This is a genomic window from Paraburkholderia sp. (genome assembly GCF_036488795.1).
Classification (GTDB): Bacteria; Pseudomonadota; Gammaproteobacteria; order Burkholderiales; family Burkholderiaceae; genus Paraburkholderia.
This window is the reverse complement of sequence record NZ_DASXHA010000062.1, coordinates 1-26,530: the sequence shown is the minus strand read 5'-3', so window position 1 is coordinate 26,530 and position 26,530 is coordinate 1. Positions and strand designations below refer to the sequence as shown.

The window sequence follows — 26,530 nt, the reverse complement described above, 5'->3', positions numbered from 1 at the left end:
ACGCGATGATCAAGAAGCTGAAGGTCTACGCTGAAGCAACGCATCCGCATTCGGCGCAACAGCCGAAAGCGCTCGAGATCTAAGGGGAGCCCACATGATCGGTAACTGGAATTACGGCACGGGCCGCCGCAAGAGCGCCGTCGCACGTGTGTTCATCAAGGCAGGCAAGGGCGACATCGTTGTCAACGGCAAGCCCATCGCGGATTACTTCTCGCGTGAAACGTCGCTGATGATCGTGCGTCAGCCGCTGGAACTCACGAACCACGGCGTCACGTTCGACATCAAGGTCAACGTGTCGGGTGGCGGTGAGACGGGTCAAGCCGGTGCGGTTCGCCACGGCATCACCCGCGCTCTGATGGACTATGACGCAACGCTGAAGCCGGAACTGTCGAAGGCCGGCTTCGTGACGCGTGATGCGCGTGAAGTCGAACGTAAGAAGGTCGGCTTCCACAAGGCACGTCGCAGGAAGCAATTCTCGAAGCGTTAATCGCTTCGGTGTGCTCTGGCCTTCGGGTCAGGCCGCTGCAAAAGCCGCTGGCGCATATGCGTTGGCGGCTTTTTTCATTGGACCGCGCCATGCTGACGCATCGAGCTGGCGCCATGCCAGGGCGGGTTGGGTTGAAGCGCGCCTGGCTCAAGCGGCATTCCCCCTATTGCCGGGAGGGTCGCACGATAGGCCGGCACGGCCGTCTCAAGCATGGCTGGCATGGAAGAACCCATTGATTTTGTGGGCTTCAGCACGATATTGAGATCAGCCCTACAATAGCGGTTAGAAGCTTTTTTGGAGAGTTCGAATGAACGCAGTCACCGACACCCCCGTGACCGAGATGCCTAGCCCCTTCGTTTTCACCGAAGCAGCGGCTGACAAGGTCAAGCAGCTGATCGACGAAGAAGGCAACCCGGAGCTGAAGCTGCGCGTATTCGTGCAGGGCGGCGGCTGCTCGGGCTTTCAATATGGTTTTACCTTCGACGAAGCGGTCAACGAAGACGACACCGTGATGAACAAGAGCGGCGTCCAGCTGCTGATCGATTCGATGAGCTACCAGTATCTGGTGGGCGCTGAGATCGACTACAAGGACGACATCAACGGCGCGCAGTTCGTGATCAAGAATCCGAATGCCACGACCACCTGCGGTTGCGGCTCGTCGTTCTCGGTCTGATGATCGATCGAAAGGTTGAGCGGTAAGGAAAACGGGGCCTCGGCCCCGTTTTTTATGTGCGGCTCCCCACCGCAAGATGAGTTTGGCTCAGTCGGCCAACTCAGTCGGCCAGCTCAGTTGACGCGGCTCAGCGTGGATAAATCGCGCCCAGCACGCGTTCTCCGGCTGCACCCGTCACGGCCGCCAGATTGCCGGGCTCGCGGGCCACGCAGCGCATTGCCAGCCACGCGAACGCCAATGCCTCGACCTGATGGGGCGGCACGCCCAGCGCTTGCGTTGTAAGCACCGGGACGCCGCGCACGCCGCTTTCCTCGAGCGCGGCCTGAATCGCCGCCATCAGCACCGGATTGCGCGCACCCCCGCCGCACACGTACACCGCACGCGCGTCGGACGCATGCCGCTCGATCTCACGTGCGATCGTGACAGCGGTGAGCGCAACCAGCGTCGCCTGCACATCGGCGGGCGACAGGCCTGCGAACGGCTGCAGCTTCGCGTCGAGCCATGCCGGGTTGAACAGATCGCGACCGGTGCTCTTGGGCGGTTGCTCCGCGAAAAACGGCTCGTCGAACAAGGCATTCAGCAGCGGACGATGCACCTGTCCTTCGGCCGCGAAGTGTCCGTTCTGGTCGTACGGCTTGCCCAGGTGGCGCTGCGCCCACTCGTCGAGTAACGCGTTGGCGGGGCCGCAGTCGAAGCCGCGCACGCTGCCCGCCGCGTTCAGAATCGTGATGTTGCTGATGCCGCCCAGATTGCAGACGACGCGCGTTTCGCCTTTCGCGCCGAACAGGGTCGCGTGGAAGGCCGGCACTAACGGTGCGCCCTGACCGCCGGCTGCGACATCGCGGCTGCGGAAATCGGCGATCACGTCGATGTGCATCATCTCGGCCAGCAGCGCCGGATTGTTGATCTGCCGCGTATAACCCTTTTCCGGCCGATGCCGCACCGTCTGACCGTGCACGCCGATGGCCCGCACGTCAGCCGCGGACAGATTGCCGCCGCGCAGCAGTTCGTGGCAACAGACGGTATAGCGCGTAGCGAGCGCATTGGCCGCCAGCGCCTCGCGCTCGATTTCGTTTTCGCCCGGGTGCTGCAGGGCGAACAGCGCCTCCCGCAGCCCCTCGGAAAAGTCGACAAATCCCTCGGCGAGCACGACCGGCTGCTTACCCTTGGCGAATTCGACGGCAATGCCGTCCACGCCGTCCATGCTGGTACCGGACATCAATCCGAAATAGACGCCGTCCGCAGTGGTGTCTTGCGCCACGTTGCTGCTCCTGTCAGTCGTTCGTTGTGAACCGTGTTAGCAGGTTAGCAGCGTAAGCGCGGCCTGTGAACGTGGCGGCGTCTCACTGGCATCGGGCTTGGGGGCAGAACAGGCCGCATTTTCACGCTTTATGGGGCACGCCGGCAGCGACGGCGGACGCAGCGGGCGCGTCGGCGCCCATCTATGGGACAATCTCTCTTTTTGCGACTTCACGTTTCCAGCATGAGCACCGAGTCCACCCAGCCCAGTCCCGCCTTCCCGATCACCGACGAAGTCCGTCACGCGCTCGCCGTTACCAAACGAGGCGTCGACGAACTGCTGATCGAAGAAGAATTCGCCCAGAAGCTCGCGAAGAGCGCGGCCACCGGCGTGCCGCTGCGTATCAAGCTCGGTCTCGACCCGACGGCGCCGGATATCCACATCGGCCATACCGTGGTGCTGAACAAGATGCGCCAGTTGCAGGATCTCGGTCACACGGTCATTTTTCTGATCGGCGACTTCACCTCGCTGATCGGCGATCCGTCCGGCCGCAATGCGACGCGCCCGCCGCTCACGCGCGAACAGATCGAATCGAACGCCAAGACGTACTTCGAGCAGGCTGCGCTGGTGCTGGACCGCGAAAAGACCGAAATCCGCTACAACAGCGAATGGTCGATGCCGCTCGGCGCCGACGGCATGATCAAGCTCGCGTCGCGCTACACCGTGGCGCGCATTCTCGAGCGCGAGGATTTCACCAGGCGCTTCCAGGGCGGCGTGCCCATTTCGATCCACGAGTTCCTCTACCCGCTGATGCAGGGCTACGACTCGGTTGCGCTCAACGCGGACCTGGAACTCGGCGGTACGGACCAGAAATTCAACCTGCTGGTGGGCCGCGAACTGCAGAAACAGTACGGCCAGGAGCAGCAGTGCATCTTGACCATGCCGCTGCTCGAAGGGCTCGACGGCGTCGAGAAGATGTCGAAGTCGAAGAACAACTACATCGGCATCAGCGAAAAGCCGACGGATATGTTCGGCAAACTGATGAGCATTTCCGACGTGCTGATGTGGCGTTACTTCGAACTCCTGTCGTTCCGCCCGATGGGAGAAATCGCCGGCTTCAGGAAGGAAATCGAAGCGGGCCGCAATCCACGCGACTTCAAGGTGCTGCTCGGTCAGGAAATCGTCGCGCGTTTCCACTCGCAGGCGGACGCGGAGCGCGCGCTCGAAGACTTCAATCACCGCGCGAAGGGCGGCGTGCCGGATGACATTCCGGCAGTGACGCTCGCGGGCGCGCCGCTCGCGATTGGTCAATTGCTGAAGCAGGCGAACCTGGTGCCCTCGACCAGTGAAGCGCTGCGCAACATCGAACAGGGCGGCGTGAAGATCGACGGTGCGACCGTATCGGACAAGGGCCTGAAGGTCGAGGCTGGCGAGTATGTCGTGCAGGTCGGCAAGCGCCGTTTTGCACGCGTGACGCTGACGGTGTGACGGCGCGTCGCACATGATCGCGCTAATTCAACGCGTGCGGCGCGCCGAAGTGCGCGTCGGCGAGCGTGTGACGGGTGCCATCGAAGCCGGCTTGCTCGCGCTGGTGTGCGCGGAGCGCGGCGATACCGAGGCGGCGGCCGACCGCTTGCTGGCGAAGGTACTGGGCTATCGTGTATTCAGCGATGCCGCTGGCAAAATGAATCTGTCCGTGCAGAACCTCGATGGCGCAGGACGCGCCGGCGGCCTGCTGCTGGTATCGCAATTTACGCTGGCAGCCGACACCAACAGCGGCCTGCGCCCGAGTTTCACGCCGGCCGCGCCGCCCGACGAAGGCAAGCGCCTGTTCGACTACTTCGTTGCCGCGGCACGCGGCAAGCATCCAGTCGTCGAAACGGGCGAGTTCGGCGCGGACATGCAAGTTTCGCTCGTCAACGACGGCCCCGTGACGTTCTGGCTTCAGACGCAAGCCTGAGCGCGACGCGCCGCACGGGTAGGGCTTCAAACCTGCTCTTGCGAGTGCGTATCGCAACACGCTTTTTGCAAACACACCGACCCGACACAACTGCCTAACGACGCCTCATTCCTCTCATGTCCACGCAAGTTCTTTTCATTCGACACGGCGAGACCGACTGGAACCGCATCAAGCGCATCCAGGGGCACATCGACATTCCACTCGCCACCACCGGTCTCGAACAGGCGCAGCGTCTCGCACACCGTCTTGCCGGCGAGGCCACCCAGGGCGGGACGCTGGACGCGATCTATTCGAGCGACCTGCAACGCGCCCAACAAACCGCGCAACCTATCGCCGATGCGTTGGGTTTGCCGCTGCAATTGCGCGAGGGTTTGCGCGAACGTTTGTACGGCGCGTTTCAGGGCTACGACAAAGATGAGATCGCCGAGCGGTATCCGGACGAATACGAGCACTGGCAGACCCGTGACGCGGGCTTTGCTCCGCCGGACGGCGAGTCGCTGCGGGCTTTCTATCACCGCGTGATGGACGCCATCGAGCCAATCGTCGCGGCGCACCCGGGCGGCCGGATTGCGTGCGTCGCGCACGGCGGTGTGCTGGATTGCGTCTACCGGTTCGCGCGTGACCTGTCGCTCGATGTGCCGCGCGACTACGCGCTGCTCAATACGAGCGTGAACGTGGTGGATTTCAACGGCGGCAAGGCGCAGGTGGTGTCTTGGGCAGACGTGTCGCATCTGGAAGCGCCGAGCGAGGACGACACGCTGCGTAAAATTCACAAGCCGGGGCTTTGAGCAGTTTAGCCGCGAACCTCCACGGCATGGGCCCGGCGTTCTCGCGGCGATTTGCCGGCCTCAGGGCGCGCCCGCGTCCCACAGATCGGGCACCGGGCTTGACGAATCAGGCGCGGCGAGCCCGAAGTGCCGGTAAGTCAGCAGCGTGGCGACGCGGCCGCGTGGCGTGCGTTGCAGAAAACCCTGCTGGATCAGATACGGTTCGAGTACGTCTTCAATCGTGTCGCGCTCTTCACCGATGGCCGCTGCGAGGTTGTCCACACCAACCGGGCCGCCGTCGAACTTGTGCAGGATGGCTTCCAGCAGCTTGCGGTCCATCAGGTCGAAGCCGACAGCGTCGACGTCGAGCATGCGCAGCGCGGCGTCCGCCACCTTCGCGGTGATATTGCCGTCGGCCTTGACCTCGGCGAAGTCGCGCACCCGGCGCAACAACCGGTTCGCGATACGCGGCGTGCCCCGGGCACGTTTGGCGATTTCAAATGCACCGTCCGGATGGATCTGCGCATTGAGCAGCGCCGCGGAACGCGTGACGATGCGCGCCAGTTCCTCGGCGTTGTAGAACTCGAGCCGAGCAACGATGCCGAAGCGGTCGCGCAGCGGGTTGGTGAGCATGCCCGCGCGGGTGGTGGCGCCGACCAGCGTGAAAGGCTGCAGGTCCAGCTTGACGCTTCGTGCCGCCGGCCCTTCGCCGATCATGATGTCGATCTGATAGTCCTCGAGCGCCGGATACAGGATTTCCTCGACGACCGGCGAAAGCCGATGGATTTCGTCGATGAACAGCACGTCGTTCGCTTCGAGATTGGTCAGCAGCGCCGCCAGGTCGCCGGCGCGTTCAAGCACCGGCCCGGAGGTCTGCCGCAGATTGACACCCATTTCCCGCGCGATGATGTGCGCCAGCGTGGTCTTGCCGAGGCCGGGCGGCCCGAACAGCAACACGTGGTCGAGCGATTCCGAGCGGCGCTTGGCGGCTTCGATGAAGATTTCCAGCTGGCCGCGCACCTTCTCCTGCCCGACATACTCGTCAAGCTGACGCGGGCGTAGTGCACGCTCGAACGCTTCTTCGTTCGGCGAGACGGGCGTGGCGGCGATGATGCGCTCAGCGGCGAGTTTGTCGGTTTCGATCATGCGGACATTGTACCGCGCGCCGCTCGTGACAGAACCCGGCCGAACGGCCAGGGTGCGCCGAGCGTCGTGGTATGCGAAGCTCTATCTACCGCTGGCTGCTGGCCGCTGGCCGCCGCTCACGGTTCACGGCTCACGGTTCACGGCCCACGGCTCACGGCTCGGACCACGGCTCGCACCACGGCTCGCACCACGGCCACGACCGCGAGGAGGATCGCGCAACGCCCTGCCTAAGCCTTGGACAGCGCCTTCAATGCGAGCTTGATCCCTTCAGACACACCGGTGCCCGCCGGCACGTTCTTGACGGCCGCCAACGCTTCTTTTTCGGAGTATCCCAATGCGAGCAATGCGTTCAGGATATCGGAGGCATGATCGGATGCCGAAGCCGCGCCCGCCATCGCGCCCAGGTCGGCGCCGAGCTTGCCCTTCAGTTCGAGGAGCAGCCGCTCCGCCGTCTTCTTGCCGATGCCCGGCACGCGGGTCAGCCGCGCAGCGTCCTGCATCGTGACGGTCTGCGCCAGTTCATGCACGCTCATGCCGGACAGCACCGCGAGCGCCATACGGGCGCCAATGCCGCTAATCTTCAGCAGTTCGCGGAAGGTTGCGCGTTCCTGTGCGGTGCCGAAACCGTACAGCAGATGTGCGTCTTCGCGCACGATCATCTGGGTGAGCAGGACAACCCGTTCGCCGGTCGAGGGCAGGTTGTAGAACGTGCTCATCGGCACGTCGACTTCGTAGCCGACGCCGTTGCAATCGACGAGCAGGTGCGGCGGGTTCTTTTCCAGCAGGACGCCGGCAATGCGACCGATCATGGCAGGTTCAATCGTGAGAGAAAGGGCGAGTGTAGCGCAGCGGGTGAGGTTCGGGCCGAGCGGCGCCGGTGTTACCCAACCAGCCGTCCGCGTCGTACCCGCAAACCCTTCTTGGCAAGCGCTGGCGCAATCCCACCCAGCGTGCTGAGCGTGCCGCCGCCGTGCGCATGGCAGATCGCCATGCCGAGGGCGTCGGCGGCGTCGGTGCTGGGCACGCCGGAGAGGTTGAGCAGGCGCACCACCATCTGCTGCATCTGTTCCTTGGTGGCGCGGCCGTAACCCACCACGGCCTGCTTCAACTGCAGCGCGGTGTATTCGGCCACCGGCACGCCGCCCGCCACCAGCCCGCAGATTGCGGCGCCGCGCGCCTGACCGAGCAGGAGCGTCGATTGCGGGTTGACGTTGACGAATACCTTTTCGATCGCGGATTGATCGGGGGCGTGCTGGCGGATCAGCGTCGATATGCCCTCGAAGATCGTGCCGAGGCGTGACGGCAAATCGGCGTCGGCGGTCTTGATGACACCGCTTGCCACATAGGTAAGCTGATGACCGCTCTGGTCGATCACGCCGAAGCCGGTAACGCGCAAGCCGGGGTCGATGCCGAGAATTCTCATGAGATCCGCTACGAACTAAGTGCCTGCGATACTACAACGAACGGGCGGCGCGGCGGATGCCCGGCAGTATTGAAGCCGCAATTAATTCATGCGGCCGGCAGCGGAACCGAGAGGAGAGGCGAAGGTGGAGCGCTATCGAAATTCAAGCGGAGACTCAGGGGTTCAAGCCTACGAAATCGGCGACCGCTTCATCGCGGTTCGCTTCAAGTCAGGCGTCACGTATTGGTACACAGACGCGAGCGTCGGGCCGAAGCACCTTGCCGAGATCAAGCGGTTAGCCCAGCAGGGGCAGGGGCTGAGCACCTACATCAGCACGCACGCCGACGTCCGCGCGGGTTACGCGAAAAAAGACCCCGACGATTGAATAACACGCGCGCCAAGCCGCCAAGCCACCAACCAAAACCAAAACGGCCCGGCAGAAAAATCTGCCAGGCCGTCTTTTTCCTTCAAGCCATCAAGGCCGCAGCGCCACAACCCGCTTCAAAAGAAGCCGCAGCACCCAGCCTGAATCAGGCTTAGATCAATGCCGGAAGTGACGCACGCCGGTCAGCACCATTGCGATGTTGTGCTCGTCCGCTGCGGCGACCACTTCATCGTCGCGCATCGAGCCGCCCGGCTGGATCACGCAGGTCGCGCCTGCTGCCACCACCACGTCGAGACCGTCGCGGAACGGGAAGAATGCGTCCGAGGCCACCGCCGAACCCGCCAGCGTCAAGCCGGCGTTCTGTGCCTTGATGCTGGCGATACGCGCCGAATCCACGCGGCTCATCTGGCCCGCGCCGACGCCGAGCGTCATGCCGTTGCCGCAGAACACAATCGCATTCGACTTCACGTACTTTGCGACACGCCATGCAAACAGCAGGTCGTCCATTTCCTTCGGCGTCGGATGACGCTTCGTGACGACGCGCAGCTCATGCGGCTGCACGTTGTGCGAATCCAGCGATTGCACCAGCAGACCACCGCCCACGCGCTTCAGATCGAACGCGTTGTGTCCGTCGCCCAGTGCGATTTCCAGCAGACGCACATTCTTCTTCGCCTCGAACACCTGACGCGCGGCCGCGCTGAACGAAGGTGCAATCAGCACTTCGACGAACTGCTTGGCCACGGCTTGTGCCGCGGCTTCGTCCACTTCGCGGTTGAAGGCGATGATGCCGCCGAAAGCCGAGGTCGGGTCGGTTTGCAACGCCTTGGCGTAGGCTTCGTTCGCATTCGCCGCCACTGCCACGCCGCACGGGTTCGCATGCTTGACGATCACGCAGGCCGGCACGTCGAAAGTCTTCACGCATTCCCACGCTGCATCGGAATCGGCGATGTTGTTGTAGGACAGTTCCTTGCCCTGCAACTGGTTGTAGTTCGCCAGTGCGCCGGCCGGCACCGACAGATCGCGGTAGAACGCCGCGCTCTGATGCGGGTTTTCGCCGTAGCGCAGGTCCTGCACCTTGTCGAAGGCCAGATTGAACGTTGCCGGGTAGGTGTTGCGCGACGAATGCTGCAACTCTTCGGTCAGGCTCGTCAGGTAGTTGGTGATCGCGCCGTCGTATTGCGCGGTGTGAGCGAACACCTTGGTCGCGAGACGGAAGTTCGTCTTGTACGACACCGTGTTGTCGTTGCCGCGCATTTCGTCGAGCACGCTCGCGTAGTCCGCCGGGTCGACCACCACCGTCACGTCACGATGATTCTTCGCGGCCGAGCGCAGCATGGTGGGGCCGCCAATGTCGATGTTCTCGATCGCGTCTTCCAGCGAGCATTCTTCCTTCGACACGGTCTGCACGAACGGATACAGGTTCACGACCAGCAGGTCGATGGTCGGGATGTCGTGCTTTTCAAGCGCTGCCATGTGTTCCGGCAGGTCGCGGCGCGCGAGGATGCCGCCGTGCACCTTCGGATGCAGCGTTTTCACGCGCCCGTCGAGCATTTCCGGGAAGCCCGTGTAGTCCGCCACTTCGGTGACGGGCAGGCCCGCGTCGGCGAGCAGCTTCGCGGTGCCGCCGGTGGACAGGATCTTGACGCCGAGGTCCGACAGCGATTTGGCGAAATCGACGATGCCGGACTTGTCGGAAACGGAGATGAGCGCTTGCTTGATCATGATGAAGAATGAAAAGCCGAAGGGGACGTGGCGGGGCGCAAAGAATGACGATGGGCTACAGCAAACCGTGCTGTTGCAGCTTCTTGCGCAGCGTATTGCGGTTGATGCCGAGATACTCGGCGGCCAGCGACTGATTGCCGCCGGCCTGCTCGAGCACCACCTCGAGCAACGGTTTTTCGACACACGAAATAACCATGTCGTAGACGTCGTGCGGATTGGAGCCGTCGAGATCCTGGAAGTACACGTCCAGGCTGTCGCGGACTGATTGTTCGATGTTGTTCTTGCTCATGCTGCTAGTCGGTCGGTATGGTCCGGCTCGCCGTTCGGGTTGACATCCTCTTCCACGTAGACGAGGCGGTCGGAGAGCGCCTTTTGGGCGTCGAAGAATTCGTTGACGGCGAGCAACTGTTCGCGCGTCGTGTCCAGCGTATTCATGCGATGCCGGAACACGTTGGCGCCGGAAAGGCCGCGAGTGTACCAGCCGATGTGCTTGCGCGCAGTGCGCACGCCCGTAAATTCGCCATAGAAGGCGTAGTGGTCTTCCAGATGCTCGTTCATGACCTGCTGGATTTCGTCGATCCGCGGCGGCGGCAACAGCTCGCCGGTTTGCAGGAAATGCTCGATTTCGCGGAACAGCCACGGACGCCCTTGCGCCGCACGGCCGATCATGATCGCGTCGGCGCCGGTCGCGGCCAGCACCTCACGTGCCTTTTGCGGCGACGTAATGTCGCCATTCGCGACCACCGGAATGCGCACCGCCGCCTTGACGGCGGCGATCGTCTCGTATTCGGCCTCGCCGTGATACAGGTCGGCGCGCGTGCGGCCGTGCACGGTCAGCATCGAGATGCCGGCGTTTTCAGCCAGACGCGCGACGCTCAAGGCATTCTTGTTGTCGCGATTCCAGCCGGTGCGAATTTTCAGCGTGACAGGCACGGCGTCCGGGCCGATGCCCACCGCGCCCACCACCGCCTCGACGATGCGCTGCACCAGCGGCTCGTTTTGCAGAAGCGCAGAACCGGCGGCGACATTGCACACCTTCTTGGCCGGACAGCCCATGTTGATGTCGATGATCTGCGCACCGTTGGCGACGTTATAGCAGGCCGCCTCGGCCATCATGGCCGGATCGGCGCCGGCGATCTGCACGGCGATCGGTTCGACCTCGCCCGCGTGATTGGCGCGGCGCATGGTCTTCTCGCTTTTCCACAATTGTGCGTTGGACGCGACCATCTCCGAGACGGCGTAGCCCGCGCCCAGCCGCTTGCAGAGCTGGCGGAACGGCCGGTCGGTCACGCCCGCCATGGGGGCGACGAACAGGTTGTTGCGCAGAGTGTGGGGGCCGAGAGTGGGCATGGCAAAGTCGCAGCCGCCTGAAATCAGGTGATCCGGGCAGCCGCGAAATACGAGAGAAAACCGCTATTTTAGCGTTAACGGCTTGCCGACAGCCGCCTTGAGTCAGTCGTAACCCATTAAATCTTCTATGAAAGTGGCCGCGATCATAGACCTTTTGGCCGGCAAGTGACCGCTTACGCATTGCTTGCACACCACGCACGCGCTCGTTGGGCGCGCAAGCGGGCGCAGGACGTGATCAGCGGCGCTGCCCGAACATCATCTGGCGGGCCAGCGCGGTTTTCACCGGCGGCACGAATTCGAGCGCGGTGAGGGCGAGCCCGCGCAGTGTGCCGAGTAGCGGGAAGTCCACCGTGAACAGACGCGCGAGCGTATCCGTTGCGCTAATCGTCAAACGCCGGTCGAGCGCGCGACGTTGCGCGAACGCGGCCAGCGCGAGCGGCGTGGCGCCGTGCTGCGACAGCGCGTCGGCCAGCGCGTGGGCGTCGCGCAGGCCAAGGTTGAGCCCCTGTCCCGCCACCGGATGGAGGGTCTGCGCGGCATTGCCGATGGCCGCGATCCGGCCCTTGACGAGGGTATCGACCGCATTGAGGCCGAGCGGAAACGACGCGCGTCCTTTGATCTGGGTGAAGCGGCCCATCCGGTCGCCAAACGCGGCGCCCAGTTCGCCGAGGAACGCGTCGTCCGGCAACTGGGCGCGGCGCGCGGCCTCGTCCGGCGTGCAGCACCAGACCAGCGCGTAGTCGGCGCCGCGCGCGCCGCCAGTGGGCAGCAGTGCAATCGGGCCTTCCGGCGTGAAACGCTCCCACGCGACGTGCGCTTGCGGCGAGCCCACGCTGACCGTGCCGACCAGCGCCGTCTGCCCGTAGTCGCGGGTTTCGCCGGCGCCGCCGCGGACACGCTGATCCTGGAACAGTCCGCCCTCGGCATTGACCAGAATGCGGGTGCGCAGCGTGCGCGCCTCGTGCGCGGTTTCGATCGGCAGCGTGACGCCGTCGTGTTCCTGAAGCGCCGTGTTCGCCGAGGTGGACGGGAACCAGTGCACCGAAGTCTGCCGCACCGCTTCGGCAAGCGCATGGACGATCGATCCGTAGCGCAGCACATAGCCGAGCGCGGGCAGGCCGTGCTCGGTGTGATCGATCAGCGTGCGGCCAAAATGCCCGCGCTGCGACACGTGGATGCGCTGGATGGCGGTGGCATCGGCCGGCCAGCGCAGCGGCTCCAGAATCATCCGGCTGCCTTGCGAGACGGCGATGGCGCGCGGATCAGCGAGTGCGTCTTCTGGCGTGCGTGCGTCAATCAGCGCAACCGACAGCGCCTGGGTCGCACTGCGCCGCGCCAGCCAGCCTGCCAGCGCGAGTCCGACCGGCCCGGCGCCGACGATCGCGACGTCGAAATCGAACGGCGCGCCGGTTTGCGCCGCGTCAGTGCCGGCCGGTTGAGAAACATCGTTCATGGGTGATGGCTTCCGTCGCGTCACGCTGTCTGCGCAGCAGCGGCGGCAGCCCGCGCTTGCTGCATCAGCGCTTCGATTTCGTCGGCCTTCACCGGTACGTCGCGGGTCAGCAATTCACAGCCATCGGGCGTGACGACGGCGTCGTCCTCGATGCGAATGCCAATGTTCCAGTACTGCTCCGGGACATTGTTCGCCGGACGGATGTAGAGGCCCGGTTCGATGGTCAGCGCCATAGACGGCTGCAGCGTGCGCGCCGGCAGCGCGCCCTGCGCGTCGCGTGGCGCACCGCGTTCCTTGTAGTCGCCGCAATCGTGCACGTCCATGCCGATCCAATGGCCGGTGCGGTGCATATAGAAGGGTGCGTAGGCGCGCTCGGCGATCACGTCGTCCACGGACGAGAACAGTCCGCTTTCGATGATGCCCGTGTCCAGCAGTCCTTGCGACAACACCCGCACGGCCGCGTGATGCGGGTCGTCGAAGGTGGCGCCGGCGCGGGTGGCGTCGATGGCGGCCTGCTGCGCGGCGAGCACGATGTCGTACAGCTCGCGCTGCGCGGGCGTGAAGCGGCCGCTTGCCGGGAAGGTGCGGGTGATGTCGGACGCGTAGCCGTCCAGCTCGCAGGCGGCGTCGATCAGGATCAGGTCGCCGTCGCGCGCGATTGCGTTGCCCGCGGGGTAATGCAGCACACAGGCGTTCGCACCGGCGGCGACGATCGAACCGTACGCCGGACCTTGCGCGCCGTACTTGCGGAAGGTGTACAGCAGTTCGGCTTCGAGTTCGTACTCGTGCACGCCGGGGCGGCACGCCGCCATGGCGCGGCGATGCGCGATGGCCGAGATCTGCCCGGCGCGGCGCATGATCGACAGTTCGTGCGCGTCCTTGACGAGGCGCATGTCGTCGAGCAAGGGCAGCAGGTCGCGCGCGACGGCCGGTGCGGCGATGCCGCTGCGGGCTTTCGCGCGCACCGCGTCGAGCCAGCCGCGCACCTTCGCGTCGAGCTCGGCCGAGCTGCCGAGCGCGTAGTGCAGCGCCGGCTTGTCCGAGAGGATGGACGGCATCTGGGATTCGATTTCGTCGACCGGAAACGCAGCGTCAAAGCCAAATGCCTCGCGCGCGCCCTCGGGGCCGAAGCGGAAGCCCTCCCAGATCTCGCGCTCGCTATTCTTCGCGCGGCAGAACAGGAGCGACGACGCTTCGTCGGGCCCGGCGCTGGCGTCCAGCACGAGCAGGGCTTCGGGCTCGGTGAAGCCGGTCAGGTAGTAAAAGTAGCTGTCGTGCCGGTACGGATAGTCGGCGTCCCGGTTGCGCATCACTTCCGGCGCGGTGGGCACGATGGCGACGCCGCCGCCTGCCGTGCGCAGGGCGGCGAGCACGCGCTCGCGGCGCTTGCGGTAGACGTCGACGGCGAGAGTGGGTTCGTTTGGCTGGTTCATCGTGAGATTGTAGCGCCCAAAAGAATTCCGCTTGCGGCGTGCCGGCGGCGATCAGCCGCAGATTGGCCATCCGGCCGGATGGACGCCGCGCGCCCAAAGCCGCAATGTTGCAATCCGCCCACAAGCGCCGCAGGCGTTGCTCCAGAAGATGCTGCGCGGTCGTCTGGAAAACCGGCAACCAACGTATACTTCCGCCCAATTCAAGAAAAGGCAATTGAGATGATGAAACTCATCGGTTCGCTCGGCAGCCCCTTTGTCCGCAAGGCGCGGATCGTGCTCGCCGAAAAGAAGATCGACTACAGGTTCGTGCTCGAGGACGTCTGGGCGCGGGACACCACCATCCATACCTTCAACCCGATCGGCAAGGTGCCCTGTCTCGTGCTGGACGACGGCGAGGCGATGTTCGACTCGCGCGTGATCGTCGAATACGTCGACACGCTCTCGCCGGTGGGCAAGCTGATTCCACAGGCCGGGCGCGAGCGCGTCGAAGTGCGCTGCTGGGAAGCGCTCGCGGACGGCATCCTGGAAGCGGCGGTGCTGATTCGCATCGAAGGCACGCAACGGCCGGCGGAGCATCGTCAGGCAACCTGGGTGGCACGCCAGCAACGCAAGATCGACGACGGTCTCGCGGCGATGTCGCAAGGACTCGGCAGCAAGACGTGGTGCGCGGGCAATCGCTACACGCTCGCGGATGTCGCCCTGGGCTGCGCGCTCGGCTACCTCGATTTCCGCATGCCCGGGCTGAACTGGCGCGAGCCGTATCCGGAGCTGGACAAGCATTTCCAGAAGCTGTCGCAACGGCAATCGTTTGTTGATACGGTGCCGTCGAACTAAACGCAGCGCGGTGTCGCGCCGGGTCTGAAGCGGCGCATGGGGGCGCACAGGTGGAGAGATACAGCGGACCCCATCACCGTGGCGCGTCCGCTGGAAAGGGGCCGCTTCTTGAGGAAGCTCAGGTTGCCGCGAGTTCCACCTTCGGCGCGAACGACTCGCTGCTCGCCACCGGCCACCATTTCTCATACAGCGAGTAGCGATAGTTGCCGTTGAGCAGATCGTTCGGCGCCAGATACTTCAGCAGATCCGACATCAGGCTCACCTCGTGCGAGGACACCCGCCGCACGATGTGATGCGCGCGCAGTTCCGCCGGATGCTTGAGCCCGGCGGCCTGAATGATTTCCTGCAGGGCGTGCAGCGTGTTGTGATGGAAGTTGAACACGCGGTCGGACTTGTCCGGTACGACGAGCGCACGCTGACGCACCGGATCTTGCGTGGCGACGCCAGTCGGGCAGCGGCCCGTGTGGCAGGTCTGCGCCTGAATGCAGCCCACCGCGAACATGAAGCCGCGCGCGGAGTTGACCCAGTCGGCGCCAATCGCGAGCGTCCGGGTGATGTCGAATGCGGTGATCATCTTGCCGCTCGCGCCAATCCGGATCCGCTGACGCAAGCCGATGCCCACCAGCGTGTTGTGCACCAGCAGCAGTCCTTCCTGCAGCGGCACGCCGACGTGATCGGTGAATTCGAGCGGTGCCGCGCCGGTGCCGCCTTCCGCGCCATCCACGACGATGAAGTCCGGCAGGATGCCTGTTTCCAGCATTGCCTTGGCGATGCCGAAGAATTCCCACGGATGGCCGATGCACAGCTTGAAGCCGGTCGGTTTGCCGCCCGACAGGTTGCGCAGCCGTTCGACGAATTCGAGCAGACCGCGCGGCGTGGAAAACTCGGAGTGGGTAGCGGGCGAGATGCAGTCGCGGCCCATCGGCACGCCGCGCGTCTCGGCGATTTCCGGTGTGATCTTCGCGGCCGGCAGCACGCCGCCATGGCCAGGCTTCGCGCCTTGCGAGAGCTTGATCTCGATCATCTTCACCTGCGGCTCGTTCGCCTGTTTGGCGAACTTGTCGGCGTTGAAGGTGCCGTCGTCATTGCGGCAGCCGAAGTAACCGGAAGCAATTTCCCAGATGATATCGCCGCCATGCTCGCGGTGATATTTCGACATCGAGCCTTCGCCGGTGTCGTGCGCGAAGTTGCCTTTCTTCGCGCCGAGATTGAGCGCCATGATGGCATTCGCCGACAGCGAGCCGAAGCTCATGGCCGACACGTTGAAAATCGACATCGAATACGGCTGTTTGCGGTCCGGTCCCACGACCACGCGGAAGTCGTGGCCGTCGAGCGTGGTCGGCGCAAGCGAGTGGCTGATCCATTCGTGCGCGGTGGCTTTCACGTCGAGCTCGGTGCCGTACGGGCGGCTGTCGACGTCGTTCTTCGCGCGCTGATAGACGATGCTGCGCTGGGCGCGCGAGAACGGCTTTTCGTCCGTGTCGCCTTCGACAAAATACTGGCGGATCTCCGGCCGGATGAATTCGAACATGAACCGCAAGTGGCCCCACAACGGATAGTTGCGCAGGATCGCATGACGTTCCTGATTCAGATCGAACAGACCGAGCGCGACCAGCAGAACCGGCACGATGCTCCAGAACCACGACAGGTGATGCGTCACGGCCAGCGCCGCGCAGGCGGCAAAGAGCGCGAGCGCACACCACATGGCCAGATAACGTCGAGAAAACATGGGGACTCCCGGGCAGAGCGCGATTAAGCGCTGTGTTTGTCTGCTCGCTGAGGGACCGCCACGTTTTTGGCGCAGGCGGGATCCGCTGCGAGGTGTTATGAGTGACTGCTGTTATGAAGGTGAAACGTACTGCACAAGCGTGTCGCCACGCCGCCGCTGCGAACTGAAACTCAGGGCGAAGCGGCGGGTGCGATTCAAGTGGGACCTGGCCGAAGCGCTTAGCGGGCAGCCAGCAGGGCCGCGCTTTGCGGCTGCCGGGTACGCGGTTGGGCGGTGGCCGCGTGGTCGATGATGCCGCCGCCGAGGCAAATGTCGCCATCGTAGAGCACGGCTGATTGCCCCGGTGTGACAGCCCATTGCGCGTCGTCGAAGGTGAGCGCGAAGTGGTCGTTGGCTTCGCCGGACACGCTGAAAGCGCAGGCCGCGTCCGCCTGGCGATAGCGCGTTTTCGCGCCGCACGCGAAGCCTTCCGCAGGCGGATGGCCGGCCACCCAGCTGGTATTGCCGGCGCTCAGCCGATGGCTCAGCAGCCAGGGGTGGTCGTGACCCTGCGCCACGTACAACGTGTTCGACGCCATATCCTTGCCGGCCACGAACCACGGCTCGCCGCTGCCTTCCTTGCTGCCGCCAAGGCCAATGCCTTTGCGCTGCCCGAAGGTATAGAACGCGAGGCCGATATGCTCGCCGACCAGCGTGCCGTCCGGCGTCTTCATGGGGCCCGGTCTGGTGGGCAGGTAGCGGTTCAGAAAATCGCGGAATGGCCGCTCGCCGATAAAGCAGATGCCGGTCGAATCCTTCTTCTTCGCATTCGGCAGGCCGATCTGTTCGGCGATTTCCCGCACTTTCGTCTTGGGGATCTCGCCGAGTGGAAACATGGTCTTCGACAACTGCGCCTGATTCAGACGATGCAGGAAGTACGACTGGTCCTTTGTATGGTCGAACGCCTTCAGCAGTTCGAAGCGGCCGTCGACTTCGCGCACGCGGGCGTAGTGGCCAGTCGCAATGGTCTCGGCGCCGAGCGACATCGCGTGGTCGAGGAAGGCCTTGAACTTGATTTCGGCATTGCACAGCACATCCGGATTCGGCGTGCGGCCGGCCGAGTATTCGCGCAGGAATTCGGCGAACACGCGGTCCTTGTATTCGGCGGCGAAGTTGACCGCCTCGACGTCGATGCCGATCAGATCGGCCACCGAAACGACATCGATCCAGTCCTGCCGTGTCGAACAGTACTCGCCGTCGTCGTCGTCCTCCCAGTTCTTCATGAAGAGGCCGACGACGTCGTAACCTTGCTCTTTGAGCAGCCATGCGGTGACCGACGAATCGACGCCGCCCGACATGCCTACTACGACTTTCTGCTTGCTCATGGGTTGCCTGACTTGCTTGATCGGGTGGGCCCGACCGAATGCGTATGCACGAAGTCGAGCGGGAAACGCCGGCCTGCGAGGTAATCGTCGATACAGCGCATCACGAGCGGCGTGCGATGCCGCTCGGGGCACGCACGCAATTCCTCGGCGCTCATCCACAGCGTGCGGACGATATCGGGGTCGAGCGCGCGCTGCGCGTCCGCTTCACCGCTGCTGCCGCAATAGGTAAAACGCAGATACGTGACGCCTGCAGCGGCCGGCCGCTCGAAATGGGTCATGTACACACCGACCAGCGCCTCGGGAGTAAACGGATGCGCGGTTTCTTCGAGCGTCTCGCGTACGACCGCCTCGGCGAGCGTTTCGCCCGCTTCCAGATGGCCGGCCGGCTGATTGAGGCGCAGCCCGTCGTCCGTGTGCTCCTCGACGAGGAGAAAGCGTCCGCTGCGTTCGACGATGGCCGCCACGGTGACGTGCGCAGCCCAGGTTTCCGGATTCATGGGACGGCATTTTACCGTTTATGACGCGCGGCTGCCCGGAAGCGGGCCGGTCCTGGGCGGCGACCGGCGCGTCGCAGGCGAGTGGAAGGCGCGTCGCAGGCGAGTAACGGGCGCGTCGCGGGCGAGTAACGGGCGAGTAGCAGGCGAGTAGCGGGCGGCAGCCGGTGAGCAAGCGGCATGCCCCCCGGATTGTCCCTATTTCGGCACGGCCCTCGGTATCGGGTAAAGTGGCGTGGTAGCCGATGCAATTGCCAGCCGGCGTGCCTCGTCGGCAACTCTGTCGTAACAACAGGAAGGTCGAGGAGGATTCAACGATGCACATCGGAGTGCCAGCCGAGACGCGAGCGCACGAATCACGCGTTGCCGCCACCCCCGAGACGGTGAAGAAATACGTATCGCAGGGCCACCGGGTCACGATCCAGAGTGGCGCCGGCACCGGCGCCAGCTTCCCCGACGACGCGTTCAGCGCGGTCGGCGCGGAGATCGCCGACGCGGCGGCTGCGTTGGGTGCTGAACTCGTCTTCAAGGTCCAGTCCCCCACCGATGCCGAACTGCCGTTGCTCAAACGCGGTGCGGTGCTGATCGGCATGCTCGATCCTTTCAACGCCGACAACGCGGCGAAGCTCGCCGCCGCCGGCGTCACCGCCTTTGCGCTGGAGGCCGCGCCGCGCACCACGCGTGCGCAGAGCCTCGACGTGCTGTCGTCGCAAGCCAACATTGCAGGCTACAAGGCCGTGCTGCTCGCAGCCGATCTCTACCCGCGCTTCATGCCGATGCTGATGACCGCGGCCGGCACCGTGAAGGCGGCGCGCGTGCTGATTCTGGGCGCGGGCGTGGCGGGCTTGCAGGCGATTGCGACCGGCAAGCGCCTCGGTGCCGTGATCGAAGCATCGGACGTGCGGCCGGCGGTGAAGGAGCAGATCGAGTCGCTCGGCGCCAAATTCCTCGACGTGCCGTACGAAACCGACGAAGAGCGCGAAGCCGCGCAAGGCGTCGGCGGCTATGCGCGGCCCATGCCGCCTTCCTGGCTCACACGCCAGTCGGCGCTGGTCCACGAACGTGCCAAACAGGCCGACATCGTGATTTCGACCGCGCTGATTCCGGGCCGTCCGGCGCCGACGCTGCTGTCCGTCGAAACCGTGCAGGCCATGAAACCCGGTTCCGTGGTGATCGATCTGGCCGCCGGGCGCGGCCCGGAGTACGAAGGCCGGCGCGGCGGCAACTGTCCGCTGACCGAACCCGACCAGATCGTGACGAAGCACGGCGTGCAGATTGTCGGCTTCACGAATCTGGCGTCGATGGTCCCCGCCGACGCGTCCTCGCTCTACGCCCGCAATCTGCTCGACTTCCTGAAGCTGATCGTGAACAAGGAAGGCGCACTCAACATCGATCTCGCGGACGACATCGTCGCGGCCACGCTGCTGGCCCGTGACGGTGAAGTCACGCGCAAGGCATAAGGAGACCGGCAATGGAAGTCATCAACCATACCGTCATCAATCTGATCATCTTTATCCTGGCCATTTACGTGGGCTACCACGTGGTCTGGAACGTGACGCCCGCGCTGCACACGCCGCTGATGGCCGTCACCAACGCAATTTCGGCGATCGTGATTGTCGGCGCGATGCTGGCGGTCGGCCTCACCGTCGGCGGCACCGGCAAGTTCTTCGGCACGCTGGCGGTCGCGCTGGCGGCAGTGAACGTGTTCGGCGGCTTTCTCGTCACGCGGCGAATGCTGGAAATGTTCAAGAAGAAAGAGCCGAAGAAGCTGTCCGCTGCCGGTCAGGCGCGCATTGAAGGGGGCAAGCAATGAGCCTGAACGTCGTCACGCTGCTTTATCTCCTTGCTTCGGTCTGCTTCATTCAGGCGCTCAAGGGGTTGTCGAACCCGAAGACGGCACGCATCGGCAACACGTTCGGCATGGCCGGGATGGCGATTGCGATTCTCACCACCATCGCGCTGATCTACAAGCAGGCCGCGGGTCTCGGTTCGAATCTCGGACTGGGGCTCGGTTTGCTGTTCGCCGCGCTGGTGATCGGCGGGGCGATTGGTGCGTTTGTCGCGGCGCGCGTCGAGATGACCAAGATGCCCGAGCTGGTCGCGGCGATGCACTCGCTGATCGGTCTGGCGGCAGTGTGTATCGCCTATGCGGTGGTGTCGGAGCCGTCGGCATTCGGACTGGTCGACCCTGACAATCCGGTGCCCGGTTTCCTGCCGTACGGCAACCGGATCGAGCTCTTTATCGGCACCTTCGTCGGCGCCATCACCTTCTCCGGTTCGGTGATCGCGTTCGGCAAGCTGTCGGGCAAGTACAAGTTCCGGCTCTTTCAGGGCGCGCCGGTCGTGTACCCGGGCCAGCATCTGATCAACCTGATGCTGGCGATCGGCATGGTCGGTTTCGGCGTGATCTTCTTTCTCACGCAAGCGTGGCTGCCGTTCATCATCATGACGCTGATCGCGTTCGCGCTGGGCGTGCTGATCATCATCCCGATCGGCGGCGCGGATATGCCGGTCGTGGTGTCGATGCTCAATTCGTACTCGGGCTGGGCGGCGGCGGGTATCGGCTTTTCGCTGAACAATCCGATGCTGATCATCGCGGGCTCGCTGGTCGGTTCGTCCGGTGCGATCCTGTCGTACATCATGTGCCATGCGATGAACCGCTCGTTCTTCAACGTGCTGCTGGGCGGCTTCGGCGCCGAGGCGGGCACCGCGGCTGCGGGCGGCGCGCAGGAACAGCGGCCGGTGAAGTCGGGCTCGGCGGAAGATGCGTCGTTCATGCTGGGCAATGCCGAATCCGTGGTGATCGTGCCGGGTTACGGGCTTGCCGTGGCGCGGGCGCAGCATGCGCTGAAGGAACTCACCGACAAGCTGACGGAGAAAGGGATCGACGTTCGCTACGCGATCCACCCGGTGGCGGGCCGCATGCCTGGGCACATGAACGTGCTGCTGGCCGAAGCCGAAGTGTCCTACGACATCGTCTACGAGATGGAGGACATCAACAGCGAGTTCGGCCAGGTCGACGTCGTGCTGGTGCTCGGCGCGAACGACGTGGTGAATCCGGCGGCCAAGAACGACCCGAAATCGCCGATTGCCGGCATGCCGATCATCGAGGCATACAAGGCGCGCACCGTGATCGTCAACAAGCGTTCGATGGCAGCCGGCTACGCGGGTCTCGACAACGATCTCTTCTACATGGACAAGACCATGATGGTCTTCGGCGATGCGAAGAAGGTGATCGAAGACATGGTGAAGTCGGTCGAGTGAGCAGGCGCTGAGTAACAGGCGGCATGGTTCGCGGCTCCGCAAAGGGCCGTGAACCGCGGCGCGCGATCAGCGCTGTTTCACCTCGACGTGCCGCAAATAATCCGCGAGCCGTCGGCCTTCCATATCGGGAAACGGCTCGAGCAGTTGCAGGTCGCGAATCTGTTCGACGTCGAAATTGCGGAAGTCGTCACGCAGTTCACACCACGCGCCGATGGTCCAGCGCGCGCCCCAATACACCAGTCCCAACGGCCACACGCGCCGCGCCGTGTGCGCGCCGTTGCGGTCGCAGTAGGCGAAACTCACGGTTTGCTTGCCGTCAATGGCCAGATGCAACGCGTCGACCTTCTCGGCAAATTCTCCCTTGATGTGAAACGACGGCGCGAAGATCGGCAGTCGTTCAAGCGTGGCGCGTTTGTCGGCGGGCATCGCGGAGGCGATCTTCGCCAGCGCGCCGCGCGCGCCCTTGGCGAAACTCGCGCCGCCCCACGTTTCGAGCATGCGAGCGCCGGCAGCGAGCGCGGCGAGTTCGTCGACGGTAAACGTCAGCGGCGGCAGGCTCGCCGAGCGGCTCAGCCGGTAGCCGATACCCGCTTCGCCCTCGATCGGTACACCTGACAATTGCAGATCGCGCACGTCACGATAGACCGTGCGGGGCGAGATATGCAGCCAGTCGGCGAGCTGCTGTGCGGTAGTCAGGCGCCGCCCGCGAAGCAGTTCGGCAATCTGGAACAGGCGGTCGGCGCGGCGCGTCATCGTGGGCGTTCTGGAGGAAAGGGCGGGAACGATCCCGCGATGATAGCGCCGCCTACGCTCACCGGCGACGGAGTGAGGCGTCGTGGCTGGACTCGCAGCGAGGGCGGCCGTTGCATCGGCCGCGTGGTTGAGCCGTCGATCGACTCGCTCAACCCCATCAACCGTTAGTCAGCGAATGAAGCCCGATCCGGTTGCCTTCGGTGTCCGTGAAGAACCCGATGTAACCCATTTCCTGCGGCAACTGGATCACCGGCCCTTGCACCTTGCCGCCGGCGCGTTCGACACGGGCCAGCGCGGCATCGACCGTCGGCGTGGCGTTCAGATAGACGAGCACGCCGTCGGTGGACGGCTTGGCCGTGGGGCTATGAACGATGCAGCCGCCGGTGGCGGGCTCTTCGTACTGGAAGATGCCCATGGGCTGGCCGCCGAACTCCTCACGCCGCAGCGTGGTGTCGAGCGCCGTTTCATAAAATCGGGCGGCGCGCTCGAAGTCGGACGACGGAATTTCAAACCAGGCAATCACGTGGGATGCTGCTGCGGACATGACAGTCTCCTGAGAGTGGCGGTGAGCCTTGCGATGCGCCGGTTGGCGTGATGAGGAGTGTGCGGCCGGGTTACTGACACCGTTCTGTCAGTAGCCTTGCTGGTTGCACAAGGTCAGTACGAAGTCTGCTCCGAACGAGCTTGACATGCAACAAAAAGGTTGCATAATGAACCACACCACGACGCCACCTGCATGGACACCGTATTCAAGGCTCTTGCCGATCCCACCCGCCGCCAGCTGCTCGACCTGCTGCACGCCCGTAACGGGCAGACGCTCGGCGAATTGTGCGAGGGGCTGGCCATGAGCCGCCAGGCGGTCAGCAAGCATCTGGCGCTGCTGGAGGCGGCCAATCTGGTCGCAACGGTTTGGCGTGGGCGCGAGAAGTTGCACTACCTGAATCCTGTGCCGATCCACGAAATCGCCGACCGCTGGATCGGCAAGTTCGAGCGCACCCGCCTTGCCGCGCTCGCGGACCTGAAGAAGACGCTGGAAGGAGATGATCATGACTAGCTCGACCGCTAGCACTTTCGTTTACGTCACCTTTATCCGTACCACGCCCGAGAAACTGTGGACGGCGCTCACGAGCCCGGAATTCACCCGGCAGTACTGGTTCGGCATGCATCACGAGACAGACTGGAAGACCGGTTCGTCGTGGCAACTGATGTTTCCGGATGGCCGCGTCGCCGACGCCGGTGAAGTGGTCGAAGCCGATCCGCCGAAGCGCCTCGTCCTGAAGTGGCGCAACGAGTTCAGACCGGAGATGAAAGAAGAAGGTTATTCGCGCTGCACGATGGAACTCGAGCAACTCGACGAGGCGGTGAAGCTAACCGTCACACACGTGATCGACGTTGCCGAGTCGAAGTTCATCGGGGCCGTGTCCGGTGGCTGGCCGCGCATCCTGTCGAACCTCAAGTCGCTGCTCGAGACCGGCAAGGTCGTGCTGGAACAGAAGGTGTGAACGTGCTGTATTGCGCGTGTGAGACACGCCGCGCGCCGTCTTGCGCGTCAATGCAAAGAGGCCGCGGACGTGACGTCCGCGGCCTCTCGATTGACGCGAATTTCGCGCGTGATGTGCTAACCGATACGGCTCAGGCTGCCGGCGTATCGTTGGCCGGCCGTTGCCGGACGCTGCCGGCAATCAGGTCGAAGCGGAACAGACGGCATTCGAGTGCGCCATTGAACAACGGCGTTTTGGTCGATTCACGCAGACGCAACTGACCCGGTAGCTTGCGATCCGACGTCAGGATGAACGCGTGCCAGCCGGTGAAGCGTTGCTTCAGCGCGTCGCCGAGCGACTGGAAGAACTCGCTGTCCGGCGCTTCCTCGTTGGCGCGGCGGAAGCTGTCGTCATCGCGGCTCTCGCGACTTTCGCGGCCGGGATTGCGGATCTCGCCGCGCGCATTGCGGCCCCGCACTTCGATACGTTCGCCGTAGGGCGGATTGGCGACGAGGATGCCCGGCTGCGTCGACGGCGGCGTCATACCGCGCGCGTCCACCTGCTTGAGCGAGAGGGAGGGCAAACCGGCACGCTCGAAGTTGGCGCGTGCCTTGATCAGCATGTCGCCCGAAATATCGCTACCGAAGATCTGCAGATCGGCTCGCGAGGTACGCGCGGCGTGCTTCGCATCCACTGCGGCGGACTTCAGCGTTTGCCAGGTTTTTGCGTCGAACTGCTTGAGCTTCTCGAACCCGAAGCGGCGCTCGGCACCCGGCGCAATATTCAGCGCGACCTGCGCGGCTTCGGCGAGAAAGGTGCCGCTGCCGCACATCGGATCGTACAGCGGCGTGCCGGCGCTCCAGCCGGTCAGGCGCAGAATGCCGGCCGCGAGGTTTTCGCGCAGCGGCGCCGCGCCCTTGTCGAGACGCCAGCCGCGCTTGAAAAGCGGCTCGCCCGAGGTGTCTAGGTATAGCGTGCAATCGGTGGCGGTCAGGAAGGCGAATACACGCACGTCCGGCGCGGCGGTGTCGATATTCGGACGCGCGCCGCTCTTTTCGCGCAGACGGTCGCAGATGGCGTCCTTCACACGCAGCGTCGCGAATTCCAGGCTGCGCAGCGGCGATTTGATCGCGGTGACATCGACACGTAGCGTTTCGTGTGCCGAGAACCATTGTTCCCAGCGCTGTTCGAGCGCGAGGGCGTAGATGTCCTGTTCGCTGCGATACGGCCGGTGTGCGATTTTCAACAGCACGCGGCTGGCGATGCGCGAATGCAGGTTGGCCGCCATGCCGGCGGCCCAGCCCCCACGGAAATGCACGCCGCCCGGAACCTGTGCGCCGGCGGTAAACGGCGCGCCGTTCAGATGGCGCGCGGCAATTTCGGCGAGTTCGGCCGCGAGCGACGCTTCCAGGCCTCGTGGGCAGGGGATGAAGAAATCGAAGGACATTGAGGTTGCCGGGAGGCGTTGAATAAGGCGCTATTGTACGCGGTCGGGATGCGGGCTCAGGCGAGCCCCGCAATGTGGCCAATGCCCTTCGCGTGCTGAGCCGCCTGTCGGCCACGCCAGATTCATTTGCCGCCGGAACCCAGGGCGACGGATGGCGTTACGCAGCAAGTGCACGGCGTTGCGCGCCGCAGATCGCGCAAACGCGCGGTCCTGCGAAAGGCGAGTGCAGAGCGGGCTGCGACATTTCAGAACGGCCACGCGGAACACCCACGCAACGTGGCTGCTGATTCATGGCCGGCGGACGGGCAATCTGCGCCGCCCGCCGCCATGTCGAAGACTCAGTCGAGGGAGGCTGCAGCGACGCCGCCGAGCGCGGCATTCGCTCCGGACGGCAGCGGGCAGGGCACCGAGGCGGGCGCCATCCGAGCGGAGGCGCCGGACGCGTTCCGCGCCGGGGCAGCGGTGCGCACTTGTGGCGCAGCGGCCATGGCCTTGATGCCGGCGGCGATTTGCAACGAGATCTGTTGCACTGCCTGACGATGGCCGTCCACCAGTTGATCGTAGCTGCCCGTCACCGGCTGATTCACGATGCTGCGGCACGTCATGACGGTCTGGCTGCCCACGGCGCGCACGCTCCAGACGGCGTCGATCAAGGCATGCGAGCCGGGCCAGGACTCGAAGCGCTGCACATTGACGCTGACGCGGTACACGGGCGTGCCTTCCGGATAGGCGTTGCCGTACACGTCGATCGTGCCCAGCTCTTGCGTGAGGTCGCTCGACAACGCGCGGCGGATTTCGTCACCCGGCAACGAGGCCCAGCGTTCCAGTTCGAGCACCTGCACCTGGGTCGGGCCCGTCTGCACGACGAGCTGATTTTTTGCGACCTGGGAGGGCACATCCACCGGCGGCACTTCGATCAGCAGCGCCGGAGCGGCAGCGGTACTCGCAGTGGCCGGAGCGGCTTCGCCGCCGAGGGTATAGAAGCGGCTCGACGGCGACGAGCAGGCCGCGACGGCCAGCAGTCCGGCACATGCACCGGCCAGCGCAGCAGAACGCGCGGCGGTGCTGGCAAGCCCGCGCAGCGGACGGGGGAGCCGGGCAAACATCATGGTTTATCTCCTGGTTTTCCGCGCAACAGCGATTCCG

The 26,530-nt window shown here is 64.4% G+C and carries 28 protein-coding genes and 1 pseudogene; 13 read left to right on the top strand and 16 right to left on the bottom strand.

Going from position 1 to position 26,530, the window contains the following annotated elements:
• The 3 genes and pseudogenes from VGH41_RS08535 to erpA form a co-directional block, all read left to right on the top strand.
• Positions 1 to 83, top strand: a pseudogene (locus tag VGH41_RS08535) (50S ribosomal protein L13); the annotation flags it as partial.
• Positions 84 to 94: 11 nt separating this feature from the next.
• The gene (gene rpsI, locus VGH41_RS08530) at positions 95 to 487 is read left to right on the top strand and encodes a 30S ribosomal protein S9 (RefSeq protein WP_117335899.1); all 393 of its coding nucleotides are present in this window, start codon (positions 95 to 97) and stop codon (positions 485 to 487) included.
• Between the two features lie 307 nt (positions 488 to 794).
• A complete protein-coding gene (erpA, locus tag VGH41_RS08525; protein ID WP_331596940.1) occupies positions 795 to 1,160 on the top strand; it encodes an iron-sulfur cluster insertion protein ErpA in 366 nt (121 codons plus the stop codon).
• 127 nt (positions 1,161 to 1,287) lie between these two features.
• Here the strand turns inward: erpA and VGH41_RS08520 are convergent, their stop codons facing one another.
• Entirely contained in the window at positions 1,288 to 2,421 is a 1,134-nt protein-coding gene (locus VGH41_RS08520) for an anhydro-N-acetylmuramic acid kinase (protein ID WP_331596939.1), read from the bottom strand.
• A gap of 222 nt (positions 2,422 to 2,643) precedes the next feature.
• On the opposite strand from VGH41_RS08520, the gene tyrS reads away from it, so the two are divergent.
• The 3 genes from tyrS (at position 2,644) to VGH41_RS08505 (ending at position 5,148) form a co-directional block, all read left to right on the top strand.
• Positions 2,644 to 3,888, top strand: a complete 1,245-nt coding sequence (tyrS, locus tag VGH41_RS08515) for a tyrosine--tRNA ligase (RefSeq protein WP_331596937.1) — start codon at positions 2,644 to 2,646, stop codon at positions 3,886 to 3,888.
• Between the two features lie 13 nt (positions 3,889 to 3,901).
• Complete coding sequence (dtd, locus tag VGH41_RS08510) at positions 3,902 to 4,360, top strand: D-aminoacyl-tRNA deacylase (protein ID WP_331596936.1); 459 nt, start codon at positions 3,902 to 3,904, stop codon at positions 4,358 to 4,360.
• A gap of 116 nt (positions 4,361 to 4,476) precedes the next feature.
• Entirely contained in the window at positions 4,477 to 5,148 is a 672-nt protein-coding gene (locus VGH41_RS08505) for a histidine phosphatase family protein (protein ID WP_331596935.1), read from the top strand.
• Between the two features lie 60 nt (positions 5,149 to 5,208).
• Here the strand turns inward: VGH41_RS08505 and ruvB are convergent, their stop codons facing one another.
• The 3 genes from ruvB to ruvC form a co-directional block, all read right to left on the bottom strand.
• Positions 5,209 to 6,273, bottom strand: a complete 1,065-nt coding sequence (gene ruvB / locus VGH41_RS08500; RefSeq protein ID WP_331596934.1) for a Holliday junction branch migration DNA helicase RuvB — start codon at positions 6,271 to 6,273, stop codon at positions 5,209 to 5,211.
• Positions 6,274 to 6,500: 227 nt separating this feature from the next.
• On the bottom strand, positions 6,501 to 7,082 hold the full coding sequence (ruvA, locus tag VGH41_RS08495) for a Holliday junction branch migration protein RuvA (protein ID WP_331596933.1): 582 nt from the start codon (positions 7,080 to 7,082) through the stop codon (positions 6,501 to 6,503).
• 71 nt (positions 7,083 to 7,153) lie between these two features.
• The gene (gene ruvC, locus VGH41_RS08490) at positions 7,154 to 7,696 is read right to left on the bottom strand and encodes a crossover junction endodeoxyribonuclease RuvC (RefSeq protein ID WP_331596932.1); all 543 of its coding nucleotides are present in this window, start codon (positions 7,694 to 7,696) and stop codon (positions 7,154 to 7,156) included.
• A gap of 124 nt (positions 7,697 to 7,820) precedes the next feature.
• Here ruvC and VGH41_RS08485 point away from each other — a divergent pair, with 124 nt between their 5' ends.
• Positions 7,821 to 8,060, top strand: a complete 240-nt coding sequence (locus VGH41_RS08485; protein ID WP_331596931.1) for a hypothetical protein — start codon at positions 7,821 to 7,823, stop codon at positions 8,058 to 8,060.
• Positions 8,061 to 8,216: 156 nt separating this feature from the next.
• Here VGH41_RS08485 and purH read toward each other — a convergent pair whose 3' ends face one another.
• The 5 genes from purH to VGH41_RS08460 form a co-directional block, all read right to left on the bottom strand.
• Positions 8,217 to 9,782 carry a bifunctional phosphoribosylaminoimidazolecarboxamide formyltransferase/IMP cyclohydrolase gene (gene purH, locus VGH41_RS08480; RefSeq protein ID WP_331596929.1) on the bottom strand — a complete coding sequence of 522 codons (1,566 nt, stop codon included), beginning with the start codon at positions 9,780 to 9,782 and terminating at the stop codon, positions 8,217 to 8,219.
• A 55-nt stretch (positions 9,783 to 9,837) separates the two neighbouring features.
• Positions 9,838 to 10,071: a Fis family transcriptional regulator gene (locus VGH41_RS08475; RefSeq protein WP_008919619.1), complete on the bottom strand. Its 234-nt coding sequence runs from the start codon at positions 10,069 to 10,071 to the stop codon at positions 9,838 to 9,840.
• Positions 10,068 to 11,132 (bottom strand): tRNA dihydrouridine synthase DusB, encoded by a 1,065-nt coding sequence (gene dusB / locus VGH41_RS08470; RefSeq protein ID WP_331596927.1) that lies wholly within the window; start codon positions 11,130 to 11,132, stop codon positions 10,068 to 10,070. Before dusB ends, VGH41_RS08475 begins: the two co-directional genes overlap by 4 nt.
• 235 nt (positions 11,133 to 11,367) lie before the next feature.
• Complete coding sequence (locus VGH41_RS08465; RefSeq protein ID WP_331596926.1) at positions 11,368 to 12,585, bottom strand: UbiH/UbiF/VisC/COQ6 family ubiquinone biosynthesis hydroxylase; 1,218 nt, start codon at positions 12,583 to 12,585, stop codon at positions 11,368 to 11,370.
• 20 nt (positions 12,586 to 12,605) lie between these two features.
• On the bottom strand, positions 12,606 to 14,018 hold the full coding sequence (locus VGH41_RS08460; protein ID WP_331596925.1) for an aminopeptidase P N-terminal domain-containing protein: 1,413 nt from the start codon (positions 14,016 to 14,018) through the stop codon (positions 12,606 to 12,608).
• A 219-nt stretch (positions 14,019 to 14,237) separates the two neighbouring features.
• Here VGH41_RS08460 and VGH41_RS08455 point away from each other — a divergent pair, with 219 nt between their 5' ends.
• Positions 14,238 to 14,852: a glutathione S-transferase C-terminal domain-containing protein gene (locus VGH41_RS08455; protein WP_331596924.1), complete on the top strand. Its 615-nt coding sequence runs from the start codon at positions 14,238 to 14,240 to the stop codon at positions 14,850 to 14,852.
• A 118-nt stretch (positions 14,853 to 14,970) separates the two neighbouring features.
• On the opposite strand, the gene VGH41_RS08450 is transcribed toward VGH41_RS08455, so the two are convergent.
• The 3 genes from VGH41_RS08450 to VGH41_RS08440 form a co-directional block, all read right to left on the bottom strand.
• Positions 14,971 to 16,581, bottom strand: coding sequence for an FMN-binding glutamate synthase family protein (locus tag VGH41_RS08450; protein ID WP_331596923.1), 1,611 nt, complete (start codon positions 16,579 to 16,581; stop codon positions 14,971 to 14,973).
• A gap of 218 nt (positions 16,582 to 16,799) precedes the next feature.
• Positions 16,800 to 17,945 carry a tRNA 2-thiouridine(34) synthase MnmA gene (mnmA, locus tag VGH41_RS08445; RefSeq protein WP_331596922.1) on the bottom strand — a complete coding sequence of 382 codons (1,146 nt, stop codon included), beginning with the start codon at positions 17,943 to 17,945 and terminating at the stop codon, positions 16,800 to 16,802.
• The gene (locus VGH41_RS08440) at positions 17,942 to 18,442 is read right to left on the bottom strand and encodes an NUDIX hydrolase (RefSeq protein WP_331596921.1); all 501 of its coding nucleotides are present in this window, start codon (positions 18,440 to 18,442) and stop codon (positions 17,942 to 17,944) included. The genes mnmA and VGH41_RS08440 overlap by 4 nt, the downstream gene beginning before the upstream one ends.
• Positions 18,443 to 18,756: 314 nt before the next feature.
• Here VGH41_RS08440 and VGH41_RS08435 point away from each other — a divergent pair, with 314 nt between their 5' ends.
• From VGH41_RS08435 to VGH41_RS08425, 3 genes are read left to right on the top strand one after another with little or no spacing between them, the layout of a single operon-like run.
• On the top strand, positions 18,757 to 19,899 hold the full coding sequence (locus VGH41_RS08435; protein WP_331596920.1) for a Re/Si-specific NAD(P)(+) transhydrogenase subunit alpha: 1,143 nt from the start codon (positions 18,757 to 18,759) through the stop codon (positions 19,897 to 19,899).
• Between the two features lie 11 nt (positions 19,900 to 19,910).
• Complete coding sequence (locus tag VGH41_RS08430) at positions 19,911 to 20,252, top strand: NAD(P) transhydrogenase subunit alpha (protein ID WP_331596919.1); 342 nt, start codon at positions 19,911 to 19,913, stop codon at positions 20,250 to 20,252.
• Positions 20,249 to 21,703: an NAD(P)(+) transhydrogenase (Re/Si-specific) subunit beta gene (locus VGH41_RS08425; RefSeq protein ID WP_331596918.1), complete on the top strand. Its 1,455-nt coding sequence runs from the start codon at positions 20,249 to 20,251 to the stop codon at positions 21,701 to 21,703. The genes VGH41_RS08430 and VGH41_RS08425 overlap by 4 nt, the downstream gene beginning before the upstream one ends.
• A 66-nt stretch (positions 21,704 to 21,769) precedes the next feature.
• On the opposite strand, the gene VGH41_RS08420 is transcribed toward VGH41_RS08425, so the two are convergent.
• Both VGH41_RS08420 and VGH41_RS08415 read right to left on the bottom strand, forming a co-directional pair.
• Complete coding sequence (locus tag VGH41_RS08420) at positions 21,770 to 22,456, bottom strand: YafY family protein (protein ID WP_331596917.1); 687 nt, start codon at positions 22,454 to 22,456, stop codon at positions 21,770 to 21,772.
• Between the two features lie 157 nt (positions 22,457 to 22,613).
• Entirely contained in the window at positions 22,614 to 23,000 is a 387-nt protein-coding gene (locus VGH41_RS08415; protein ID WP_331596916.1) for a VOC family protein, read from the bottom strand.
• A 192-nt stretch (positions 23,001 to 23,192) separates the two neighbouring features.
• Here VGH41_RS08415 and VGH41_RS08410 point away from each other — a divergent pair, with 192 nt between their 5' ends.
• Together VGH41_RS08410 and VGH41_RS08405 are read left to right on the top strand one after the other, a co-directional pair.
• Positions 23,193 to 23,510, top strand: coding sequence for a metalloregulator ArsR/SmtB family transcription factor (locus VGH41_RS08410; protein WP_331596915.1), 318 nt, complete (start codon positions 23,193 to 23,195; stop codon positions 23,508 to 23,510).
• A complete protein-coding gene (locus tag VGH41_RS08405) occupies positions 23,503 to 23,958 on the top strand; it encodes an SRPBCC family protein (RefSeq protein ID WP_331596914.1) in 456 nt (151 codons plus the stop codon). The genes VGH41_RS08410 and VGH41_RS08405 overlap by 8 nt, the downstream gene beginning before the upstream one ends.
• Positions 23,959 to 24,088: 130 nt before the next feature.
• Here the strand turns inward: VGH41_RS08405 and VGH41_RS08400 are convergent, their stop codons facing one another.
• Together VGH41_RS08400 and VGH41_RS08395 are read right to left on the bottom strand one after the other, a co-directional pair.
• The gene (locus tag VGH41_RS08400; RefSeq protein WP_331596913.1) at positions 24,089 to 25,384 is read right to left on the bottom strand and encodes a class I SAM-dependent RNA methyltransferase; all 1,296 of its coding nucleotides are present in this window, start codon (positions 25,382 to 25,384) and stop codon (positions 24,089 to 24,091) included.
• Positions 25,385 to 25,722: 338 nt separating this feature from the next.
• On the bottom strand, positions 25,723 to 26,493 hold the full coding sequence (locus VGH41_RS08395) for a PqiC family protein (RefSeq protein ID WP_331596912.1): 771 nt from the start codon (positions 26,491 to 26,493) through the stop codon (positions 25,723 to 25,725).
• Between the last annotated feature and the right edge of the window lie 37 nt (positions 26,494 to 26,530).

Bases quoted from the DNA above. Each gene is read 5' to 3' on its own strand.
- rpsI (WP_117335899.1), top strand. From the start codon at position 95: ATGATCGGTAACTGGAATTACGGCACGGGCCGCCGCAAGAGCGCCGTC.
- erpA (WP_331596940.1), top strand. From the start codon at position 795: ATGAACGCAGTCACCGACACCCCCGTGACCGAGATGCCTAGCCCCTTC.
- tyrS (WP_331596937.1), top strand. From the start codon at position 2,644: ATGAGCACCGAGTCCACCCAGCCCAGTCCCGCCTTCCCGATCACCGAC.
- dtd (WP_331596936.1), top strand. From the start codon at position 3,902: ATGATCGCGCTAATTCAACGCGTGCGGCGCGCCGAAGTGCGCGTCGGC.
- VGH41_RS08505 (WP_331596935.1), top strand. From the start codon at position 4,477: ATGTCCACGCAAGTTCTTTTCATTCGACACGGCGAGACCGACTGGAAC.
- ruvB (WP_331596934.1), bottom strand. From the start codon at position 6,273: ATGATCGAAACCGACAAACTCGCCGCTGAGCGCATCATCGCCGCCACG.
- ruvA (WP_331596933.1), bottom strand. From the start codon at position 7,082: ATGATCGGTCGCATTGCCGGCGTCCTGCTGGAAAAGAACCCGCCGCAC.
- ruvC (WP_331596932.1), bottom strand. From the start codon at position 7,696: ATGAGAATTCTCGGCATCGACCCCGGCTTGCGCGTTACCGGCTTCGGC.
- purH (WP_331596929.1), bottom strand. From the start codon at position 9,782: ATGATCAAGCAAGCGCTCATCTCCGTTTCCGACAAGTCCGGCATCGTC.
- VGH41_RS08475 (WP_008919619.1), bottom strand. From the start codon at position 10,071: ATGAGCAAGAACAACATCGAACAATCAGTCCGCGACAGCCTGGACGTG.
- dusB (WP_331596927.1), bottom strand. From the start codon at position 11,132: ATGCCCACTCTCGGCCCCCACACTCTGCGCAACAACCTGTTCGTCGCC.
- VGH41_RS08465 (WP_331596926.1), bottom strand. From the start codon at position 12,585: ATGAACGATGTTTCTCAACCGGCCGGCACTGACGCGGCGCAAACCGGC.
- VGH41_RS08460 (WP_331596925.1), bottom strand. From the start codon at position 14,018: ATGAACCAGCCAAACGAACCCACTCTCGCCGTCGACGTCTACCGCAAG.
- VGH41_RS08455 (WP_331596924.1), top strand. From the start codon at position 14,238: ATGATGAAACTCATCGGTTCGCTCGGCAGCCCCTTTGTCCGCAAGGCG.
- VGH41_RS08450 (WP_331596923.1), bottom strand. From the start codon at position 16,581: ATGTTTTCTCGACGTTATCTGGCCATGTGGTGTGCGCTCGCGCTCTTT.
- mnmA (WP_331596922.1), bottom strand. From the start codon at position 17,945: ATGAGCAAGCAGAAAGTCGTAGTAGGCATGTCGGGCGGCGTCGATTCG.
- VGH41_RS08440 (WP_331596921.1), bottom strand. From the start codon at position 18,442: ATGAATCCGGAAACCTGGGCTGCGCACGTCACCGTGGCGGCCATCGTC.
- VGH41_RS08435 (WP_331596920.1), top strand. From the start codon at position 18,757: ATGCACATCGGAGTGCCAGCCGAGACGCGAGCGCACGAATCACGCGTT.
- VGH41_RS08430 (WP_331596919.1), top strand. From the start codon at position 19,911: ATGGAAGTCATCAACCATACCGTCATCAATCTGATCATCTTTATCCTG.
- VGH41_RS08425 (WP_331596918.1), top strand. From the start codon at position 20,249: ATGAGCCTGAACGTCGTCACGCTGCTTTATCTCCTTGCTTCGGTCTGC.
- VGH41_RS08420 (WP_331596917.1), bottom strand. From the start codon at position 22,456: ATGACGCGCCGCGCCGACCGCCTGTTCCAGATTGCCGAACTGCTTCGC.
- VGH41_RS08415 (WP_331596916.1), bottom strand. From the start codon at position 23,000: ATGTCCGCAGCAGCATCCCACGTGATTGCCTGGTTTGAAATTCCGTCG.
- VGH41_RS08410 (WP_331596915.1), top strand. From the start codon at position 23,193: ATGGACACCGTATTCAAGGCTCTTGCCGATCCCACCCGCCGCCAGCTG.
- VGH41_RS08405 (WP_331596914.1), top strand. From the start codon at position 23,503: ATGACTAGCTCGACCGCTAGCACTTTCGTTTACGTCACCTTTATCCGT.
- VGH41_RS08400 (WP_331596913.1), bottom strand. From the start codon at position 25,384: ATGTCCTTCGATTTCTTCATCCCCTGCCCACGAGGCCTGGAAGCGTCG.
- VGH41_RS08395 (WP_331596912.1), bottom strand. From the start codon at position 26,493: ATGATGTTTGCCCGGCTCCCCCGTCCGCTGCGCGGGCTTGCCAGCACC.